This is a genomic window from Nocardia sp. XZ_19_385 (assembly GCF_015355755.1).
Taxonomy (GTDB): domain Bacteria; phylum Actinomycetota; class Actinomycetes; order Mycobacteriales; family Mycobacteriaceae; genus Nocardia.
The window spans coordinates 2,198,072-2,216,370 of the sequence record NZ_JACVEE010000002.1; the positions used below are offsets into that span (position 1 = coordinate 2,198,072).

21 protein-coding genes are annotated in these 18,299 nt (G+C 67.2%); 15 read left to right on the forward strand and 6 right to left on the reverse strand.

Features of this window, described 5'->3' with window-relative positions; translation table 11 throughout:
• Positions 1-42: 42 nt before the first annotated feature.
• Positions 43-978, reverse strand: a complete 936-nt coding sequence (locus IBX22_RS22635; RefSeq protein WP_228538919.1) for an alpha/beta fold hydrolase — start codon at positions 976-978, stop codon at positions 43-45.
• 50 nt (positions 979-1,028) lie between these two features.
• Here IBX22_RS22635 and IBX22_RS22640 point away from each other — a divergent pair, with 50 nt between their 5' ends.
• Genes IBX22_RS22640 through IBX22_RS22650 form a run of 3 tightly spaced genes read left to right on the forward strand, consistent with a single transcriptional unit; the run spans position 1,029 to position 2,751 of the window.
• Complete coding sequence (locus tag IBX22_RS22640; RefSeq protein ID WP_194817492.1) at positions 1,029-1,808, forward strand: exodeoxyribonuclease III; 780 nt, start codon at positions 1,029-1,031, stop codon at positions 1,806-1,808.
• Positions 1,805-2,248: a ribonuclease domain-containing protein gene (locus IBX22_RS22645; RefSeq protein ID WP_194817493.1), complete on the forward strand. Its 444-nt coding sequence runs from the start codon at positions 1,805-1,807 to the stop codon at positions 2,246-2,248. Before IBX22_RS22640 ends, IBX22_RS22645 begins: the two co-directional genes overlap by 4 nt.
• Positions 2,248-2,751 carry a barstar family protein gene (locus IBX22_RS22650; RefSeq protein WP_194817494.1) on the forward strand — a complete coding sequence of 168 codons (504 nt, stop codon included), beginning with the start codon at positions 2,248-2,250 and terminating at the stop codon, positions 2,749-2,751. Before IBX22_RS22645 ends, IBX22_RS22650 begins: the two co-directional genes overlap by 1 nt.
• A 3-nt stretch (positions 2,752-2,754) precedes the next feature.
• Here the strand turns inward: IBX22_RS22650 and IBX22_RS22655 are convergent, their stop codons facing one another.
• Entirely contained in the window at positions 2,755-3,390 is a 636-nt protein-coding gene (locus tag IBX22_RS22655) for a TetR/AcrR family transcriptional regulator (RefSeq protein WP_309234731.1), read from the reverse strand.
• Between the two features lie 147 nt (positions 3,391-3,537).
• On the opposite strand from IBX22_RS22655, the gene IBX22_RS22660 reads away from it, so the two are divergent.
• The 6 genes from IBX22_RS22660 to IBX22_RS22685 all read left to right on the forward strand — a co-directional run bounded on the left by IBX22_RS22660 (position 3,538) and on the right by IBX22_RS22685 (position 8,433).
• On the forward strand, positions 3,538-4,467 hold the full coding sequence (locus tag IBX22_RS22660; RefSeq protein WP_194817496.1) for an oxygenase MpaB family protein: 930 nt from the start codon (positions 3,538-3,540) through the stop codon (positions 4,465-4,467).
• A 21-nt stretch (positions 4,468-4,488) separates the two neighbouring features.
• A complete protein-coding gene (trpS, locus tag IBX22_RS22665; RefSeq protein ID WP_194817497.1) occupies positions 4,489-5,520 on the forward strand; it encodes a tryptophan--tRNA ligase in 1,032 nt (343 codons plus the stop codon).
• 44 nt (positions 5,521-5,564) lie between these two features.
• Positions 5,565-6,593, forward strand: a complete 1,029-nt coding sequence (gene yhjD / locus IBX22_RS22670) for an inner membrane protein YhjD (protein WP_309234732.1) — start codon at positions 5,565-5,567, stop codon at positions 6,591-6,593.
• A 91-nt stretch (positions 6,594-6,684) separates the two neighbouring features.
• Positions 6,685-7,209, forward strand: a complete 525-nt coding sequence (locus tag IBX22_RS22675) for a YbaB/EbfC family nucleoid-associated protein (protein ID WP_194817499.1) — start codon at positions 6,685-6,687, stop codon at positions 7,207-7,209.
• Positions 7,199-7,540, forward strand: coding sequence for a hypothetical protein (locus tag IBX22_RS22680; protein ID WP_194817500.1), 342 nt, complete (start codon positions 7,199-7,201; stop codon positions 7,538-7,540). The genes IBX22_RS22675 and IBX22_RS22680 overlap by 11 nt, the downstream gene beginning before the upstream one ends.
• Positions 7,541-7,545: 5 nt before the next feature.
• The gene (locus tag IBX22_RS22685) at positions 7,546-8,433 is read left to right on the forward strand and encodes a hypothetical protein (RefSeq protein WP_194817501.1); all 888 of its coding nucleotides are present in this window, start codon (positions 7,546-7,548) and stop codon (positions 8,431-8,433) included.
• A gap of 153 nt (positions 8,434-8,586) precedes the next feature.
• Here IBX22_RS22685 and IBX22_RS22690 read toward each other — a convergent pair whose 3' ends face one another.
• Positions 8,587-9,867: a D-alanyl-D-alanine carboxypeptidase family protein gene (locus tag IBX22_RS22690; RefSeq protein ID WP_194817502.1), complete on the reverse strand. Its 1,281-nt coding sequence runs from the start codon at positions 9,865-9,867 to the stop codon at positions 8,587-8,589.
• 136 nt (positions 9,868-10,003) lie between these two features.
• Between IBX22_RS22690 and IBX22_RS22695 the strand changes: the two genes are divergently transcribed.
• Both IBX22_RS22695 and IBX22_RS22700 read left to right on the forward strand, forming a co-directional pair.
• Entirely contained in the window at positions 10,004-11,524 is a 1,521-nt protein-coding gene (locus tag IBX22_RS22695) for a DHA2 family efflux MFS transporter permease subunit (protein ID WP_194817503.1), read from the forward strand.
• Complete coding sequence (locus IBX22_RS22700; protein WP_194817504.1) at positions 11,514-12,116, forward strand: TetR family transcriptional regulator; 603 nt, start codon at positions 11,514-11,516, stop codon at positions 12,114-12,116. The genes IBX22_RS22695 and IBX22_RS22700 overlap by 11 nt, the downstream gene beginning before the upstream one ends.
• A gap of 3 nt (positions 12,117-12,119) precedes the next feature.
• Here the strand turns inward: IBX22_RS22700 and IBX22_RS22705 are convergent, their stop codons facing one another.
• On the reverse strand, positions 12,120-13,040 hold the full coding sequence (locus tag IBX22_RS22705; RefSeq protein ID WP_194817505.1) for an alpha/beta fold hydrolase: 921 nt from the start codon (positions 13,038-13,040) through the stop codon (positions 12,120-12,122).
• Positions 13,041-13,095: 55 nt separating this feature from the next.
• Positions 13,096-13,779, reverse strand: a complete 684-nt coding sequence (locus IBX22_RS22710; protein WP_194817506.1) for a RadC family protein — start codon at positions 13,777-13,779, stop codon at positions 13,096-13,098.
• A gap of 151 nt (positions 13,780-13,930) precedes the next feature.
• Here IBX22_RS22710 and IBX22_RS22715 point away from each other — a divergent pair, with 151 nt between their 5' ends.
• Complete coding sequence (locus tag IBX22_RS22715; RefSeq protein ID WP_194817507.1) at positions 13,931-15,418, forward strand: alpha/beta hydrolase; 1,488 nt, start codon at positions 13,931-13,933, stop codon at positions 15,416-15,418.
• Here IBX22_RS22715 and IBX22_RS22720 read toward each other — a convergent pair.
• Complete coding sequence (locus tag IBX22_RS22720) at positions 15,415-15,621, reverse strand: type II toxin-antitoxin system VapB family antitoxin (protein WP_194817508.1); 207 nt, start codon at positions 15,619-15,621, stop codon at positions 15,415-15,417. The two genes, IBX22_RS22715 and IBX22_RS22720, sit on opposite strands and share 4 nt — an antisense overlap.
• A 146-nt stretch (positions 15,622-15,767) precedes the next feature.
• Here IBX22_RS22720 and IBX22_RS22725 point away from each other — a divergent pair, with 146 nt between their 5' ends.
• The 3 genes from IBX22_RS22725 (at position 15,768) to IBX22_RS22735 (ending at position 18,270) form a co-directional block, all read left to right on the forward strand.
• Positions 15,768-16,307, forward strand: coding sequence for a DUF4396 domain-containing protein (locus IBX22_RS22725; protein ID WP_194817509.1), 540 nt, complete (start codon positions 15,768-15,770; stop codon positions 16,305-16,307).
• An 86-nt stretch (positions 16,308-16,393) separates the two neighbouring features.
• On the forward strand, positions 16,394-17,299 hold the full coding sequence (locus IBX22_RS22730; protein ID WP_194817510.1) for a phenylalanine 4-monooxygenase: 906 nt from the start codon (positions 16,394-16,396) through the stop codon (positions 17,297-17,299).
• Between the two features lie 695 nt (positions 17,300-17,994).
• On the forward strand, positions 17,995-18,270 hold the full coding sequence (locus IBX22_RS22735) for a hypothetical protein (RefSeq protein WP_194817511.1): 276 nt from the start codon (positions 17,995-17,997) through the stop codon (positions 18,268-18,270).
• Positions 18,271-18,299: the final 29 nt, after the last annotated feature.

Sequence of the window (18,299 nt, forward strand, 5' to 3'; positions counted from 1 at the left end):
GCCGATTGTGGATAACTTTCCGAGCTGTGGATATGCAGCAGGTCAGATGGCGCGGAGGTGGCCGCGGCTGGCGTAGACGTGTTCGGCGATCAGGGTGGCGATGCGGTCGGGGGCCTCGAGCATGGGGATGTGGCCTACCCGGTTCATCAGGATGCGATCGGCGGAGTCCGGGAGTTCCTTCAGGTAGCGGCGGGCGTAGACGCGGTTGGGGATGATGCGGTCGTATTCGGCCAGCAGCAGGCGAACCGGGGTGGGCAGGTCGGATAGGTCCGACATGGCCGGGGCGCGGAAGGTGCCGAGGATCAGCGGCATCATGGCCTGGCAGTGCACGGCCGCTTCGATGACCGCGGTGGTGTCGGCGTGGGAGACGGCCGCGGAGTTCTTCACCAGCAGCAGTTTGGTGAGGCGGTGGGTGATCGGGTTGTGTTTGACGAAACCGCCGACGTGCTTACCGATTTCGATGATCGGCACCATTGACAGGAACTTCAGGCCGACGCGGAATTGTGTGAGGGACGGGGCATTCCAGCCGCCGGCGGGCGCGATCAGGGTGAGAGTGCGGGCACGGCCGCGCCGCGCCAATTCGATACCGACCCAGCCGCCGAGCGAATTCCCGGCGATATGGCATGTGCGCCAGCCCATTTCGTCGAGCTGATCTTCGATGCGGTCGGCCAGGGTGTAGATGTCGGTGGACCAGCCGTCACCCGGCGCGCCGCCCCAGTGGCCCGCGAAGGCCGGTGCGAATACCTCGCACTGGGTGGCCAAGCGGTTGGCCGTCTGCTCCCAGCAGTGCGGCGACAGCATGAAACCGTGCAACAGCAGGAGGGGATCGCCGGAACCCAGGTGCAGCGCTTTGATCGGCGCCGGCCGGGCGGATTTCTTCTCGGGCGGAGCGGGCCGGTCCGGCTCGGGGCGCGTGGATTGTCCGATGCGCGAAATTTTTCCGGTTCGCGACGTGGGCTTGCTGGAATCCGACATCATCGTCGTCGCCCTTTCGGGAGTTCGTCTGACCAGCATTGTACGGTCGTCAGGTGCCGTACATCATCTCGAGCGTGAACGTAAATGGTGTCCGCGCGGCCACGGGCAAGGGAATGCTCGAATGGCTGGCGGTCACCGAGGCGGACATCGTCTGCGTGCAGGAGACACGCGCAACCGACGAGCAGACCCTTGCCGCCCTGGCCCCGGCGCTGGACAACGGCTGGTTCCTCGCGCACGCCGAACCGGAGTCCAAGGGCCGCGCCGGTGTCGGCATCCTGTCTCGGCGGGAGCCGCAGCGGGTGCGGATCGGGTTCGGCAGCACCGAGTTCGGCGCGTCCGGCCGCTACATCGAGGCCGACTTCGACGACGCCACCGTGGCCAGCGTCTATGTGCACTCGGGGGAGGAGAACACCCCGCGCCAGGACGAAAAGTACCGCTTCATGGCCGAATTCGGCGCCTACCTGAAGTCGCGCACCGGCGCGTACGTGGTCAGCGGCGACTGGAATATCGCGCCCACCGAACTGGATCTGAAGAACTGGAAGGGCAACCTGAAGTCCGCCGGGTTCCTGCCAGAGGAGCGGGCCTGGATCCAGGAACTGCTCGCGGCGGGCTACACCGACGTGGTGCGTCAACTGCATCCCGGCGTAGACGGCCCCTACAGCTGGTGGTCCTACCGCGGCCGCGCCTTCGATAATGATTCCGGTTGGCGCATCGACTATCACCTGGCGCTGAGTGACCTGGCCGAGCGCGCCAAGCAGGCTGTGGTGGAACGTGCCGCCGCTTACGACCAGCGCTGGTCCGACCATGCGCCGGTGACGGTGCAGTACCGGTGAAACTCACTCCGCCTCGGGCGATCGCCGGGTTCGTCGCGGTGGTGGTTGTCGTGCTGCTGGCGTTCTTCGCGGCGCGGGGCACCGACAGCAGCACGCAATCGGCGCCGGGCGTCGGCGCGGCGTCGAGTGTCAGCGGGGTGCCGGGAACGAAGGCGCCCGGCGTGCCGGAACACGCCTATGTCACCCTGCGGGAGATCGACGCGGGTCGCTGGCCCGGCTCGGCGAACGCGGCCGGCACTCAGGGCGGCGAACGGTGGATGAACCGGGAGGGCACGCTGGCCCGCACCGACGCCGCGGGCAAGGCCATCACCTATCGGGAATGGGATGTGAACCCCAAGCAGCGCAACCGTTCCCGCGACGCCGAACGCATCGTCACCGGTAGTGACGGCTCGGCGTGGTACACCGGCGACCACTACAAGACGTTCAAGAGGATGCGCTGATGACCCGATCGGTCCCGCTGTCGCAGTTCCTGAGTCCTGCCGCGCAGCCGCCGAAAGCGGCTGCGGCACAACAACCCGCGCTCGGCGCGCTCGATATCGACGCCGCCGACCTGAGCGGCCTGCGCTACGACGCACCGCCCGGCTTCCTGGTCCGGGAGCTGCGCGGAGTCAAGATGCGCACCACCGCAGGCGTTTTCGACGAGTTCGCGGCCGCGTTCCAGTTCCCGTACTACTTCGGCGAGAACAAGGACGCCTTCGACGAATGCCTGCGCGATCTGGGCGAATTCCTCGGTGACGCGGCGGGATACGTGGCGGTGGTGCGGGATTCGTCCGAGCTGCTCGCCGAGCAGCCCCGGGAGCGGGCGTGGTTCACCGAGGCCATCGCCGACTGTGCGGACTACTGGGCGCGCCGGGGCATCAGCTTCCGGGTCGTACTCCAAGGACCGGTGCCCACCGCGCCCGCTTCGGTCGCACCGCAGGTGATTCCGCTGTCCCTCGACTGAGCGTCATTTCAGCCGCTGCGCCAGATCCTCACCGAGCAGCACGAACACATCGGTCGTGTACTCGATCAGCTCGTCCCGGGAGATCGGCAGCTCACCCTGCAACCACGCGGTCAGCGTCTGCACCAGTCCGCCGACCAGGTAGGTCGCCCGGAAATCGATCACCGGGTCCGGCTGTGGTTCGGTCATGCCGTAGAAGTCGATGCCCTGCGCGGCGACGATGCGCGTGAACAGCCGGATGGATTCGGTAGTCCTGGTCCGTAATTCGGGCGTCGCCTGGCCCACGATCAGCGCCACCTTGGCTTTGCGCGGGTCGTCGGTGAGCAGGCGGATGCCGGCGCTGATCGCGGATCGCGCCATGCCCCGGGTGTCCGCCGGCGCCTCGCGCAGGCCCGCGGCGATGGCGATGGCGAGTTCCTCGGTGATCCGGTCGATCAGTCCGGTGAGTACGGCATCGCGGCTGTCGAAGCTTTCGTAGTAGTACCGCTCGTTCAACCCCGCCTGTGCGCACAGGCCGGACACGGTGAGCTTGGTCAGCCCCTGGGTGCCGATGACTTCGAGGGCGGCATCCAGCAGGGCCGTGCGCCGCTGCGCGCGCCGCTCGTCCGCGGAGATTCCACCGTAGGTCCGCTGTGCTGCCACTCCACGATTGTTGCAGTGCCGGCGGGGGTGCGGGGCGCGGGTGCTGATCATCAATCTGGCATGAACTCTTGCCAGAAGTCGGATTCGGCGCGATCCTGGTGTGAGCGGGTCTCGATGCGGAGACTCCAGCGATGAGGTGAGGCAGCTGTGAGCGCTCCGGGATATTTCGCCGACAATTCGATGATCCGGCGGGTCATGCGCAAGCGTGCGGTAGGACTCACCTATGGCCAGCGCGCGCTGGTCATCGGGGCAGTGCACCCGCTGCTCTACGTCGGGACCGCCGAGAATTCCGCCCATCGGATGACCCCGTACACGCGGCTCGCACTGACCGGCAAGCTGTTCGAAGCGGTCTTCCTGGGTAGCAAGGACGAAGCCGATCGGGCGTTGGAGTTCACCCGGAAGAAGCACGCGCCCGTGCAAGGCGCGCTTCCCGAAGACGCGGGCACGCACCCCGCGGGCACGGCCTACTCCGCGCGCGATCCACATCTGATGTTCATGACGATGGCCTTCACCTTCGATTCCGCCGAGGTGATGTACGACCTGCTGGTCCGCAAACTCACCGCCGGTGAACGCGAAGGCCTGTATCAGGATTACGTCCGCTGGGCCGAGCTGTTCGGCATGCCCGCCGACGCCGCCCCCGCCGACTATCCGGCGTTCCGGAAGTACTTCGACGACTACCTGGCCTCCGACGAGCCGTTCCTGACCGAGGAAGCGCACCTGGTCGGTTCCTATCTCGCGGGTTCGCGCGTGGCCTACCCGCAGCGCCCACCCATGCAGCAGGTCACTTCGGCCTTCTTCCTGCTGGTGCAGGGCAGTCTGCCGTCCGGGGTCCGTGAGATCTACGGCATGCGCTGGGGAATGGCCGAGGAGGTCGCCTACCGCGCGCTCGCTCAGGGCATCCGGACCGCCCACATCGAACTGCCGCTTGTCCCGCCGGTGCTGCGAGACAGTTTGGCCGGTCCGAGTGCGCCCCTCTACCGAATCGTCGCGAAGCGGGAACAGGAGCTGGCGCGGGCGGGGCTGCCGAGTATGCCCGGTGTGCAGCCCGAGACCTGGGCGGCTAGAAATTCCGCTTGATGGGCATGAAAAGATCGGAGTATGTCCAGTCCTGCACAGGCCCCGGCCGCTGAACGCAAACAGCGCGTGCTCTCCGGGATCCAGCCCACCAGCGAGTCCTTCCATCTCGGCAACTACCTTGGCGCGCTGCAGTACTGGGTGACCATGCAGGACGAGTACGACGCGCTCTACTTCATCCCCGACATGCACGCCATCACCGTGGCGCAGGACCCCAAGGTGTTGCGCGGCCGGACCAAGGCGGCGGCGGCCCAGCTGCTCGCGCTCGGCATCGACCCGAAGAAGTCGACGCTGTTCGTGCAGAGCCAGGTGCCCGAGCATGCCGAGCTGAGCTGGGTGCTGTCCTGCATCACCGGTTTCGGTGAGGCCAGCCGGATGACCCAGTTCAAGGACAAGTCGGCCAAGCAGGGCGCGGAGAACGCGACCGTCGGCCTGTTCACCTACCCGGTCCTGATGGCCGCCGACATCCTGCTGTACCGCCCGCAGCAGGTGCCGGTCGGCGAGGACCAGCGCCAGCACCTGGAGCTGACCCGCAACCTCGCGCAGCGCTTCAACACCCGTTTCAAGAAGACCTTCGTGGTGCCGGAAGCGCACATCGTCAAGGGCACCGCGAAGATCTACGACCTGCAGGATCCGACCGCGAAGATGAGCAAGTCGGCCTCCACCGATGCCGGCCTGATCAACCTGCTCGACGATCCGAAGGTGACGGCCAAGAAGATCAAGTCGGCGGTCACCGACACCGAGCGCGAGATCCGCTACGACACCGAGCACAAGCCGGGCGTCAGCAACCTGCTGGTGATCATGAGTTCGCTGACCGGGACCCCGATCGTCACGCTCGAACAGGATTACGCGGGCAAGGGCTACGGCGACCTGAAGTCCGACGTCGCCGACGCGCTGGTGGAATTTGTCACGCCGTTGCGCACGAAGGTGGAAGAGTACTTGGCGGATCAGGGCGAACTCGACCGCATCCTCGCCGCCGGTGCCGAGCGGGCGCGCGAGATCGCCGGCAACACTCTCGCACAGGTCTACGAGCGGGTTGGCTTCCTGACGCGCTAGCCCGCACCGCACCTGTTGCGCGCGACATGCTCGGAGGCGGACAGGTGCAGATCGACAAGATCAAAGCTGGAATCGAACGGCAGATCCAGGCCCGCCCGTGGCTGGACCACCTGGTCCGCGCGGGCGGGCGGTACAACCGGCAGCGCGGTGACTACTACGCCGCCGGGATCACCTATTTCACTGTGCTGTCGCTGTTTCCGCTGCTGATGGTGGCGTTCGCGATCGCGGGTTTCGTGCTGCACAGCCACCCGGAATCGCTCGGCGAAATCCAGCAGAAGGTGATCGAGAACATCCCGGGCGAATTCGGTGACCAGGTCAACGATCTGATCGAGCAGGCCGTCGACTCCCGCGGCACCGTCGGCATCCTCGGCTTGCTCGGCGCGTTCTACGCGGGTCTGGGCTGGATGGCCAATCTGCGCGCGGCACTTACCGAACAGTGGGAACAGAAGACCGAACAAGCCAATTGGTTCCTCGCCAAACTCTCCGACCTCGGCGCCCTGGTCGGCCTGGCCCTCGCCTTCGGCGTCTCCCTCGGCCTGTCCGCCCTCTCCTCCAGCAACCTCGGCAAGAGCTTGCTGAGCAAGCTCGGCTTGGCTGACCTGCCCGGCGCCCGCCTGGCCCTCTCGCTCGTCTCGCTGGTCCTCGCGCTCCTCGCCACCTGGGCGGTCTTCGCCTGGATCATCGCCCGCCTGCCCCGTGAACCGATCTCCCTGGCCAGCGCCGCGAAAGCGGGCCTGATGGCCGCCGTCGCCTTCGAGATCTTCAAATTCGTCGCTTCGCTGTACTTGCGGACCGTGCTCCGCAGCCCCGCCGGCGCCACCTTCGGCTCCATCATCGGCCTCATGGTCTTCAGCTACGTCACCTACCGGATCATCCTCTTCGCCACCGCCTGGGCCGCCGAAGCCAGCGAAAACACCCCCACCACCGACGAATCCACCCCCACCCCGGCCCCCGCCATAATCCGCCCCCGCGTCATCACTCCCACCCTCCCCAAAGGCACCGGCCTCGCCCTCTTCAGCGCCGGCGCCCTCACCACCGCCGTCCTCTCCGCCCTGAGCCGCCGCCGGCGTTGAGGGTGTGATCTGTTCGTCCGAATCCGATGGAACCGAGATCGCATTTGTAGCGTCCAACCTTCTGACGAGACATTCGATCTGAGGGTTCACTATGAATTCATTTGAGCAGGACCGGCTGCGAGCGCGCACCGACGCGCTGCAAGGGCAGGTCGACACCATGCTTTCCACCTACGAGCAGCAGTTGCGCGACATCGCGAACGCGCGGGACGCGCTGGCGGCCAGCACCTCTGAAGGCTGGTCCGACGACAACATGATCCGGGTGACGACGAACGCGGCGGGGGTACCCGTCGAGGTCTTCGTCGACCCAGGGGCTTTCAAACGCTCTACGCCGGAGCAGCTCGCCGCCTCGTTCCTACAGGCCTCGCAGGTGGCGGCCCACTCCGCCAAATCGGCGATGGACACTTTGCTGGCGCCGGTCACCGCGGCCGCCGCCGAGTTCACGCCACCGGAACAGTTCTACGAGGAGTTGCCGTTCATCGGCGAGCCGATCGGCGACATCCTGCCCAGTCCGCCCGAGCCGGCCGCGGTCGCACCGGCCCCGGAGCCGCTGCTGCCCGCGGACGACGAGGACGAAGGACCGCACTGGAAGGGACTGGGGGCCAACCATGGCTGGTGACAGCAATTTCGGGATCGACCCGGAAAAGGTCAAGGCGCAGGCGCCCAAGCTCGCCGAACTGGCCACCGACCTTTCCAGCGGGCTGTCGGAGCTGAAATCCGGGCTGGACAGCTTCGGGGAAGTCTGGGGCACCGACGAATTCGGTGCGAGCTTCGCAACGAACTACACCGGCAAAGCAACCGAAGCGCTCGAACTCATTCAGGGTGCGGTGTCGATGTTCGAGTTCCTCGAAAAGGGCGTCGACACCACCGGAAAGACCTTCGAGAACCTCGATGAGGAATTCAAGTCCGCGCTGACGAAGATCACCAGCCAGATCCAGGACAAGGACTGAGCGGCGTGGGACTGGAAATACCCGATGAACTGAAATCCGTTGCCGCACTGGTAGTTTACAAATGGCCTGAGGCGGATGAAACCGGCCTGCGTGGCGCTGCCGACAAGTGGGACCAGATGGCCTCGCTGCTCGAACAGCTCAATGACTACGGCGACGATGTCATCAAAGTTGTCCTCGCCAACACCGAGGGCGACACGCACGACGCGATCGAGCAGTTCTGGGCGAAGGCGGGCGGGGCAGACGGCGCACTCGCCGACCTCGCGGAATTCTGCAGGCAACTAGCGTTCGTCCTGCGGATGATGGCCTTCCTGGTCCTCGCGGTGAAGCTCTTCATCATCGCGATGCTGGTCTATCTCGTCGTGCAATTGGCGATCGCCGCCGCGGCTGCGGTGCCGTCGGGTGGTACGAGTGTGGCCGCCGGCGCGGCCGTGCAGGTATCGGTGCGGTTGGTGATCACCCAGGCACTCAAGAAATTGGTACAGGACATCCTGGTCCGGACCATCGTCAAGTGGGTGGCCAAGCAGGCGGCCATCGGCGCGGTACTCGGAGTCACCCAGGAGTTCGCATTCCAGAGCGCCGAAATCAAGCTGGGGCTGCGGGACGGATACGACCTGACCGACATCGCGTCGAAGGGTGTACACAACGCGATCAAGAACCCGATCAAGAAGGCACTGGGCGACACCGTCGTAGCGGGCTTGGTCGGCGACAAGGTCGCGGATCTGGTCTGGGGCAACGAGTCCGGATTGGTCGGACGCAGCTTGGATACCGCGCAGACCGCTGGTGAACAGTACGTCCGGACGAAGATCGTCGAGGCTCTGACGGAACCGGCGAGCACCGAGCAGCAGCCATCGACGAAGGACGAGGGTTCGAGCCTCGACCTGCCGACTCAGTAGCTGAGTCGCGGAAATTCGATGGAACCGATCGGGACCGGGGCGCGTCCAACTCTTTGACGACACGCTTCCGAGGTTGGTCGGGAGCGGGCGTCGGGGGGCGGTCGGTGCCCGGAGTGGGGAGGGCACCGACCGCGGTGTTCGTTGGGGGAGGGGTCAGCGGCGGCGGCTGGTCAGGCGGTGGATGTAGAGGACCAAGCCCAGGACGGCGAGGATGCCGACAGCCAGGGCGATGGTGCGGATCGTGCTGCTGCCGTTGGATTCGGCGGCGGGGGCGGGGTCCTCGCGCGGGGGCGGGGAGGCAAGGGCGGCAGAGGGATTGGCGGGGTTGCCGTTGCGGCTCGGGAGGGTACCGACCTCGGAGCCGCGGGGGAGGGCGAAGCTGTAGTCCAGGAGGCGGGCGGCCTGTTGCCAGGGGCGGATGGGCAGGACCTCGGCCTTGAGGAGGGTGACGGCGAGGCGGCGGCCGTCGCGTTCGGCGGCGGCGACGAAGGTGTGGCGGGAGTCGTCGGTGAAGCCGGTCTTGCCGCCCAAGGCGCCGTCGTAGTTGTAGAGCAGGTGGTTGTCGTTGGCGACGACGAAGCCCGGATGGTCTTTGTCCTCAGGAATTTTCGGGTTCTTGGGATAGCCGGGGAAGTCGACCTGCTCGGTGTGGATGAGCTCGGCGAACAGCGGGATGGTCATGGCCTCGCGGAACGCCGCGGACAGGTCGTAGGCCGAGGTGCTCATGCCGGGGCCGTCCAACCCGGAGGGCGTCGCGGCGCGAGTGTCCAACAGGTACAACGACTTCGCCAGCTCGTTCATCTTCGCTACCGCCGCGTCGTCGCCGCCGAGCTGGGTGGCGATGGCGTGCGCGGCGTCGTTGCCGGAAGCCATGACCAGCGCCTGCATGAGCTGGCGGTTGGTGTAGCGGCCACCGGGCCCGATGCCGACGCGGGTGCCGTCGACGTCGGCGTCGGCCTGCGTGCCGGTGACCACGGTGTCCAGGTCCAGGGTGCGCAGCGCGACGATGGCGAGCAGCACCTTGATGGTGCTGGCCGGGCGGTAGCGGCCGTGCGGGTCCTTGGCGGCCAGCACTGCACCGGTGTCCAGGTCCGAGACCAGCCACGCGGTCGACGAAATGTCTTGCGGGACAGCGGGCGCGCCTTTCGGCAGCACCAATCCGCAGTCACCGAGCCGGGATCCGCCGACCGCGGGGGTCGGGATCGACAGCGGCTTGGGTGTCGTCGAGCCCGGCGCGGGCACCTCGGAGGAGTCGACCGGCGCCGGCGGCGTGGTCTTCTGCGGGCAGCCGTCGGTATTCGGGGTGGTGAACGGTGTCGTCGTCACCGAACTCGGCGGTGCGGGTTGCGCGGACGCGCCACCGGTCACGGCCGAGACGGCCAGCACGGCGCCGGCGCTCAGTGCGGCGAGGAGTGAGGTGCCCTGGATCTTCATCGGTAGCGAGCCTAACGGTGCGGGGCGAGCTGGGCCTGCGCTGCGCGGTGCCTTCCGGCGCGCCGAAGATATTGACATCGACTACAAAATGGGGGTTACTATCAAAATAATGTAGCTACCATTTTTTGGAGGGGTCATGAAGACCGAAGCGACCCGCCGCTGGCTGGCATTGGGCGCGCTGGCGTTCTCGATGCTCGTCATCGGCTTGGACATCACCGTGCTGACCATCGCGCTGCCCACCCTGGCGGTCGACCTGAACGCGAATACCGCTGCGCTGCAATGGTTCAGCACCTCCTACACGCTGGCGCTGGCCGCGGTGATGCTGCCCGCCGGTGCGCTCGGCGATCGGTACGGCCGCAAGAAGATCCTGTTCGGCGCGATGCTGCTGTTCGGTGCGGCCTCGCTCGCCTGCGCGTTCGCGACCACCTCGGGTCAGCTCATCGCCGCCCGCGTGCTGCTCGGCGTCGCCGCCGCGGCGATGACCCCGCTGTCGCTGGCGGTGCTGCCGGTGCTGTTCCCCGACAAAGCGGAACGCGCTCGCGCCCTGTCGATTTGGGTGACCGCCACAGCGCTCGGGCTACCTCTCGGTCCGGTCCTCGGCGGCTGGCTGATCGACAACTTCTGGTGGGGTTCGGTATTCCTGATCAATGTGCCGATCGCAGTCATCGGCGCCGCCGCGGTCTTGTGGCTGGTACCGGAATCGCGCAACCCCGAGCGGCGCCGCTTGGACCTCGCGGGTGTGCTGCTGTCGATGGCCGGAATGCTCGCGCTCACTTATGGATTCATTCGTTTCGGAGACGAGGGCTGGGGTGACGGGTTCGCCTGGCTGGTGCTCGCGGCCGGCGTGGTGATCCTCGCGGGTTTCCTGATCTGGCAGCGGCGCAGCCGATTCGCGCTGATCGACCTCGGCCTGTTCGCGAGTGCCGGATTCCGCTGGGGCGCAACCTTTACCGTGCTCATGACATTCGCGATGTTCGGGATGTTCTTCACGGTGCCGCAGTACTTCCAGGCCGTTCTCGGTGTCGACGCGCTCGGTAGCGGTCTGCGCCTGTTGCCGCTGATCGGCGGCCTGGTCGTCGGGGCTCGGATCGGCAGCCGGCTGTTGCCGAAAGCCGGTCCGCGCGTCGTGCTGACCATCGGGCTGGCGGCGCTGGCCATCGGGCTGGGCCTCGGCGCGCTGACCGAAACCGGCAGCCCCTATTGGTTCAATGCCTGCTGGACCACCGTGGTCGGGGCGGGCATGGGCTTGGGCATGCCGGTCGGCATGGCGGTCGCCGTCGACGACCTGGATGTCGACCGCGCCGGCGTGGGCTCGGCACTGCTGCAGGCGCTGCGCCAGGCCGCGGGCACCATCGGTGTCGCGCTGCTCGGCACCATCCTGGCCACCCGCTACCGCGCCGAACTCGGCGCCCTCGACCGCGCCCCCTTCGATGACGGGGTGAGCAGCGGAGTCGCGGCCGCCGGGAGCGACCCGGCGGCACTGGAAACCGTGCGGTCGGCGTTCGTCAGCGGCATGAGCCTGATGCTGTGGGTGTGCACCGCCATCTGCCTGCTCGCGGTACCGCTGGCCCTCTGGGTGTTGCCGCGCCGCCCGGTGCAACCGTTCGATGCGACCCACGACGCGGCTCATGCGTCAGAATCGACACATGTCGGTTGAGCTACCAGGTGCAGCCCCCGCGGTCCCGGGCTTGCGCGAGCGGAAGAAGGAACGCACCCGCCGCACCATCCGGACCGAGGCCTTCCGCCTGTTCCGCGAACAGGGTTACAGCGAGACCACCATCGAACAGATCGCCGCGGCCGCGGAGGTTTCACCCAGCACCTTCTTCCGCTACTTCCCCAGCAAGGAACAGCTGGTGGTAGCCGACGACCTCGACCCCCCGATGATCGCCGAATTCCACGCCCAACCCCCGGAAGTCCGCCCGTTCCTGGCGCTGCGCAACGCGATCAGCGCGGTCTACGCCACCCTGACCCCGGAGGAAATCGCGTTCGAACAGGAACGCCAAGCCCTGCTGTATCACGTCCCCGAACTCCGCCCCGCCATCGGCGTCGAACTGGAACGCGGCATCGACATGATCGCCGGCCTGCTCGCCGCCCGCACCGGCCGCTCCGTCGACGACTTCGAAATCCGGGTCGCCGCCGGTGCCCTGGCCGGCGCCGGCGTCGCCATCTCCCTGGTCCACCCGGTCAACTCCGAGAATGTCGGCCGCGCCCTCGAATTCCTCGACGAGGGCCTGCCGCTGAGCGAGTAGGACCTACCCCGCGGCCCGGGCGATCACGTCGCGGATTGCCTGGACGATTTCGTCCGGGGCATCGAGCTGGATGGTGCTGTGCTTGGCGCTGGGGAGTTCGCGGTATTCGCCGTTCGATACCGAAGCGGCCATGGCGGTGTAGAGGCGGGATTTGCTCGAGTTCAGTTCCGCGGTGGAGTTTTTCGAGAAGCCGAGGCGTTGGGCGGGGTCGGGCGCGAGGGTGCCCAGGGCGATGAGAGGGCGGTCGGGGAGGGGGCCGCCGGAGTGCAGTTCGGCACGCAGGGCGGGCAGGTTGCTGCGTTCCTTGGCGCCGTTGATCATCCATTCGGGGGTGACGTGCCCGGCCACGAGGGCGGTGCGAATTTCGGCGGGCCAGGCGGCGAACATCTTGCGGTAGAACGGTTTCGAGAGGACACGGAGGAATGTGGTCTGGACGCGGCCGGGGGTGGCGGTGGGGGAGTTGTCCAGATGCAGGGGATCGGGCAGGTAGTCGTCCCAGTCCTCGTGGAAGGACTCCAGGGCGACCAGGCCCGCGACATCATCGGGAAAGAGCTGGGTGAAGCGGCGGGCGTAGGCGCCGCCGAGGGCGTGGGCCACCAGCACGTAGGGGGCCGGGATCTCGGCGACGCGCAGTAGGGCGTGCAGTTCGGTGGCGGCCTCGGTTGCCGTGCGCGGCAAGGGGATCGGGTCGCTCCAGCCGGTGCCCGCGCGGTCGTAGAGCACCGAGGTGGTGAATTCGGCGACCCGGTCGTGGATGTTCAAGTAGTCCAAGCCGACGGCGCCGGCGCCGGGGAGGAACACCACCGCCGGGCCGCCGCTGCCGGACCGGTGCAGGTACAGCCGCCGCCCCGCGAGCTCGTAGCGCTGCCCGATGGGTGGTTCGCCCAGCCTGCCGAGTTCCCGCGTGTCCTTCGGCTCCTTCATGACCGCCTCCTGTTCATCTCCGACCGCCCCTCATTGAATCGCTTTATGACGCTGTTCAGTCCGCGACGCGCAACAGTGGCGCGGCGCAGGTCCACTGCTCGCCCGCGAGCACCACGTGATCGAGGAAACGCAGGCCCACGGTGTGCGCGGCATCGATGAGCAGCGCGGTGGCGCGCCGGTCGTCGAGGCTGGGGTCGGGGTCGCCGGAGGGATGGTTGTGCACCAGGGCGAAGGCGCGGCCGTCGTGCCGCAGCACCGTGTTCAGGATTTCCCGGACCGGAATGGCCACCTGATCGATGGCGCCTTCGGCGACGAAAACCTGGCGGCGCAAGCGGTTCTGGGCATCGCAGACCAGCACCAGCAGCCGTTCCACCCGGGCGCCCGCGAACAGCGGCCGGGCCACGCCCACCACATCGGCCGCGCACTCCAGCCGGACGGCGGTGTCGACACTGTGCCGGGCCCGGGCGCCGAGGTGGAAGGCGGCGATGATGGTGGCGGCCTTGGCGGCGCCGATCCCGGTGCGGCGGGCCAGCTCCTCGGGCCGCGCGGCGGCCAGCCCGGCGACGCCTCCGTGCTCGGCGAGTAGTTCGGCGGCCAGATCCAGCACGCTCGCCCCGCGCCGCCCCTGGCCCAGCAGCAGCGCCAGCAGCTCGCTGTCGCTGAGCGCGTGCGGGCCCAGCTCCAGCAACCGCTCCCGCGGCCGTTGCCGGAACGGCAGATTCGCAATCGGTACCGACATCTCGGACCCCCTCGCGTGTTGGAGAACTCGGATCATGCCAGGCCCCACCGACAGCTCTGGGCGGGTCGGCGGGCGGGCGGCCGGGGCCTCTCCGATTGCGGCCGGCAGGCGGTCGGGCAGACTGTGCACAGCCGGATCCGAGGGATAGTGAATGTTGATACGCCGCAAGGCAATCGTCGCCGCGGCCGCACTGCTCGCGGCCGCCTGCTCCAGCGCACCCGCCGTCACGCCGTCGCCGGGGCCGACGCTGGACCGCTTCTACCAGCAGCAGATCAGCTGGGGTTCCTGTGCGGGCTACGAGGGCACCGCCGAGGTCGAGGTCGCCTTGGAATGCGCCCGGGTGACGGTGCCCATCGACTACGCCGACCCGGCCGGTGATACCGCGCTGATCGCCTTGTCCCGCTTACGGGCTCGCGGCGCGAAGATCGGATCGGTGGTCACCAATCCGGGCGGTCCGGGCGGGCCCGGCCTGACCATGCCGGTCGGCCTGGCCGAGTCGCCGCTGGGCGAACGTTTCGATGTGATCGGCATGGACGTGCGCGGTCTCGGCGCCTCCACACCGCGCCTGGATTGCCAGGACAGCGAACAGCTGGCGGTGGAGCGGCAACTCCTCGGCTTCAGCAATGCCTGGGGTGAAATCGATCAGATCGAGGAGGAGCACGAGGATTTCGCCACCTCGTGCGTGCAACGGTCCGGCCTGGACCTGGTCGCGCATATCGGAACCGTCGATGTGGCCCGCGATCTCGATGTGGTGCGCGCGGTGCTCGGCGACGAGAAGCTCACCTATTTCGGCGTCTCCTACGGCACTCGCCTCGGGTCCACCTACGCCGAGTTGTTCCCCACTCGGGTCCGCGCGATGGTGCTCGACGGCGGTATCGACCCCGCGCGCAACATCGACGACTCGGTCGTCGACGGCGCCGCGTTCCAGCGCGCCTTCGAGGCCTACGCCGCCGACTGCGCGAAGGCCCCCGATTGCCCGCTCGGCACCGATCCGGCGCGCAGCACCGAGGTGTTCCGCGCGCTGTTGAAGACGCTGCGTGAGCCCGCGGTGCTGCTGGACCCCGACAAGCTGGGGTACTCCGACGTGCTGAGCATCACCATCAACGCGCTCTACCACCCGAGGTTCTGGCCGGAGCTCACCAATGTGCTGGGGATCGTCAAGCGGGGGGAGTCGTTCCCCTTCGAGGAGGGCACGCTCAGTCCGGGCGGCGAGAACGGCGACTACGTGTTCAAGGCCGTGCTCTGCCTGGAGGACGCGCGCGTCACCGATCGTGCCGTCGCGACCGACCTGGAACGCCGCTACCGCGCGGCCGGGCCGATCTTCGACCCGGGCGAGCTGGCGCCGGAAATCGCGCTGGACGTCTGCGCCTTCTGGCCGGTGCCGCCGAACTCCCAGCCGCATCAGCTCACTGCGCCGGGTCTGCCGAAAACGGTGGTGGTGGCGACGACCGGCGATCCGGCGACGCACTATCAAGGCGGGGTGAATCTCGCCAAAGCCCTCGGCGCATCATTGCTCACCTTCGAGGGCTTCCAGCACGGCGCGGTCTTTGACGGAGTGCCGTGCATCGACGAGCCGGTCATGAAATATCTGAACGAACTCGTCGCACCACCCGATACCCGGTGCGCCAAACCGGCCTAACCGTCGACCACGGCACCCGAGTCCAGCGCCGGGAGCGGGCACAGTGCCGCCGAGGCGATGCGCTCCAGATTGTGAAGTTGCCGCTCGTGCACCACGATTCGGCGCAGGGCCTCGTTGACGGTGGCGTTGGTCTCGGCGGTGCCCATGATGGCGGCCGCCGCGGCCAGCAACTTCTGGTCGAGATCGATTCGAACGGTGCGCAAGGCGTCCTCCTTCGTTGTGGCCGGCCGTAGTCGTCCACAGGACTTTCGCCATCTTGCGCCATGACCCCGCTCATATGCGGCAAATCCGGCAGTGAAGGTTGCGAAGACAACTTGACCAATTACCCTAGGGGGGTATAGTTCCCGGCATGGATCACGAGCACGGGACCCCCGCCGAGCATGTCGAAGACTCCGGACACGCATCTCAGGGGCACGCCGTGCACGACCATGCCGCGCACACTACGCAGCACGGATCAGCGAGCTGGCAAATGGCCGCGCAGGCGACTTTGCACTGTCTCACCGGCTGCGCCATCGGCGAGGTACTCGGCATGGTGATCGGTACCGCGTTGAATTGGAACAACACCGCCACCATGGCGCTGGCGATCGTGCTGGCCTTCGTCTTCGGGTACGCCCTGACCATGCGCGGGGTCATGAAGGCCGGGGTCGCCTTCGGTGCGGCGCTGTCGATCGCGCTGGCCGCGGACACCGTTTCGATCACCGTCATGGAGATCGTCGACAACGCGATGCTGCTGCTGATTCCCGGCGCGATGCACGCCGGCCTCGGCGACCTGCTCTTCTGGGGCGCCCTCGCGGTGGCCTTCGCGGTCGCGTTCGTCATCACCACGCCGGTCAACAAATGGTTGATCGGCCGCGGCAAGGGACATGCGGTGGTGCACGCCTACCACTGACCAGTGCGACCCGCGTTTCCTAGGCAGATTGCGCACCTGGACGGGCTTTCGTTGTCGCGGCGGTCGGGCGGTGCTTGCCTTGAGGCATGTTCACCGAAGCTCAGCTGTACTCCCCCGTAACCCGCAGCGGCGACGGCGATGTGACGGTGCACCTCAGCGACGAGCACCCCGGTGTCGGCGATCCCGACTACCGCACCCGTCGCAACGCCATCGCCGCGCTGGCGCTCGAGTACGCACCCGGACAGCCGCTGCCCCGCATCGCCTACACCGAGGAAGAACAACAGGTGTGGCGAACGGTTTCCTACGAGCTCGCGCGCAAGCACGAGACCTTCGCCTGCCGGGAGGTGCTCGACGCCGCCGCCCGGCTCGGCCTGCCCGGCGATCGCATCCCGCAACTGGACGAAGTCTCCGAGAAACTGTTCCCGCTCAGCGGTTTCCGCTACGTACCAGCCGCCGGCCTGGTGCCGCTGCGCGAGTTCTTCGGCTCCTTCGCCGACCGAATCTTCCACTCCACCCAGTACATCCGTCACCACTCCGCCCCGCTCTACACTCCCGAGCCCGACGCCATCCACGAAATCATCGGCCACGCCAACCAGATCGCCAGCCCCCGCTTCGCCGCCATCTACCAAACCGTCGGCGAAGCCGTGAACCGCCTGACCACCGACAAGGCCCTGAAATTCCTCGCCGACGTCTTCTGGTTCTCCATGGAATTCGGCGTAGTCCGCGAACGCGACGAAATCCGTTGCTACGGCGCCGGTCTCCTCTCCTCCTTCGGCGAGATCACCGAATTCCGCGACGCCGACCTCCGCCCCCTGGACGTGATCGAAATGGGCACCGCCACCTACGACATCACCCACTACCAGCCGATTCTGTATTGCGCGGAATCGATCTCGGAGATCGAGGACGTCGTCGGCGCGTTCTTCGCCACCATGGACGACGACACCCCCGAGCGCGCCGCCCACTCCCGCTCGAAAGTTGCAGGGGCACAGTAAAACTGAAACACTGACTCGATCGTCCTACGACCCTGGCCGCAGGTCCGTATGCTCTCGCTATGGCGGAGGTAATCAAACACCTCGCGGACCTGTGGGGGCGCGCCGGGGGATGGTTCGAAGATGTGAGCCCGTCAGGGATCCCGTGGCCGGTGTCATTCGCCGTCGTCTTTCCGATTGTCGCCGGAGTATTGGCAACAGCGGTGTGGTGGTCGCGCGGCACCGTATGGCCGGTGATTTGTGAGTATCCCCTGACGACCACCGGTCACCCATGCCGGAACCGGGTCCTGGGCGAGTGGAAGCGTTGCCATCACCATAGGCCCGCTCGGCGTCGCAACGGTAGGCGAGTCCAGAAGCTGAATCGATGGCAGACCCGGCGTGGCGGCCGGACTGTCGAACGAGACGATCTCCGCGGCCGGGGGTTTCTGCGGAACCGCTCGCACGTCCGAGGCCTGCTGTACTACCGAGGTTTCGCGCGACCACCGTGGAATGTCGCTGCCTTCGGATGGACATGGCTGAGTGAGCGCAGGGACGATCTGGTCAAGCTGGTCGCATTGTTACGAGCTGAAGGGGCGTTCAATCTGCGAGCGTTGTTCACGGGAGCGGCGTCCTCGTCTGCACGCTTGGGTGTCGCGGATCGGCTGACTCGAGTGATCTGGGCTACCCGGCTGACACTGCTGTTCGCCGTGGGAGGGCTTGTGCTGGTCGGGGTGGTGGTGTGGCGCAATCTCGGCCCTGGTCATTGGGTCAACTACATCGCCACCTTCACCTTCGTTGCCGGCTATGCCGTTGCGCGGACCGGTATCTGGGCGGAGGCGGCCGGCGATGCGGAGCCGGACAACCCTTCCGATTGGCGCGACAGCTGGCTGTGGGGTGCGGCGGAACGAACGGTGAACTGGTTCGGGAGCTTCATGATCATTTCGGTTCTTGGTGCCAAACTGGTGGATCACATCGAGAACTTCCCGCGGACCTAGACGGCGGTCGGGAACGACAAAGGCCGCCC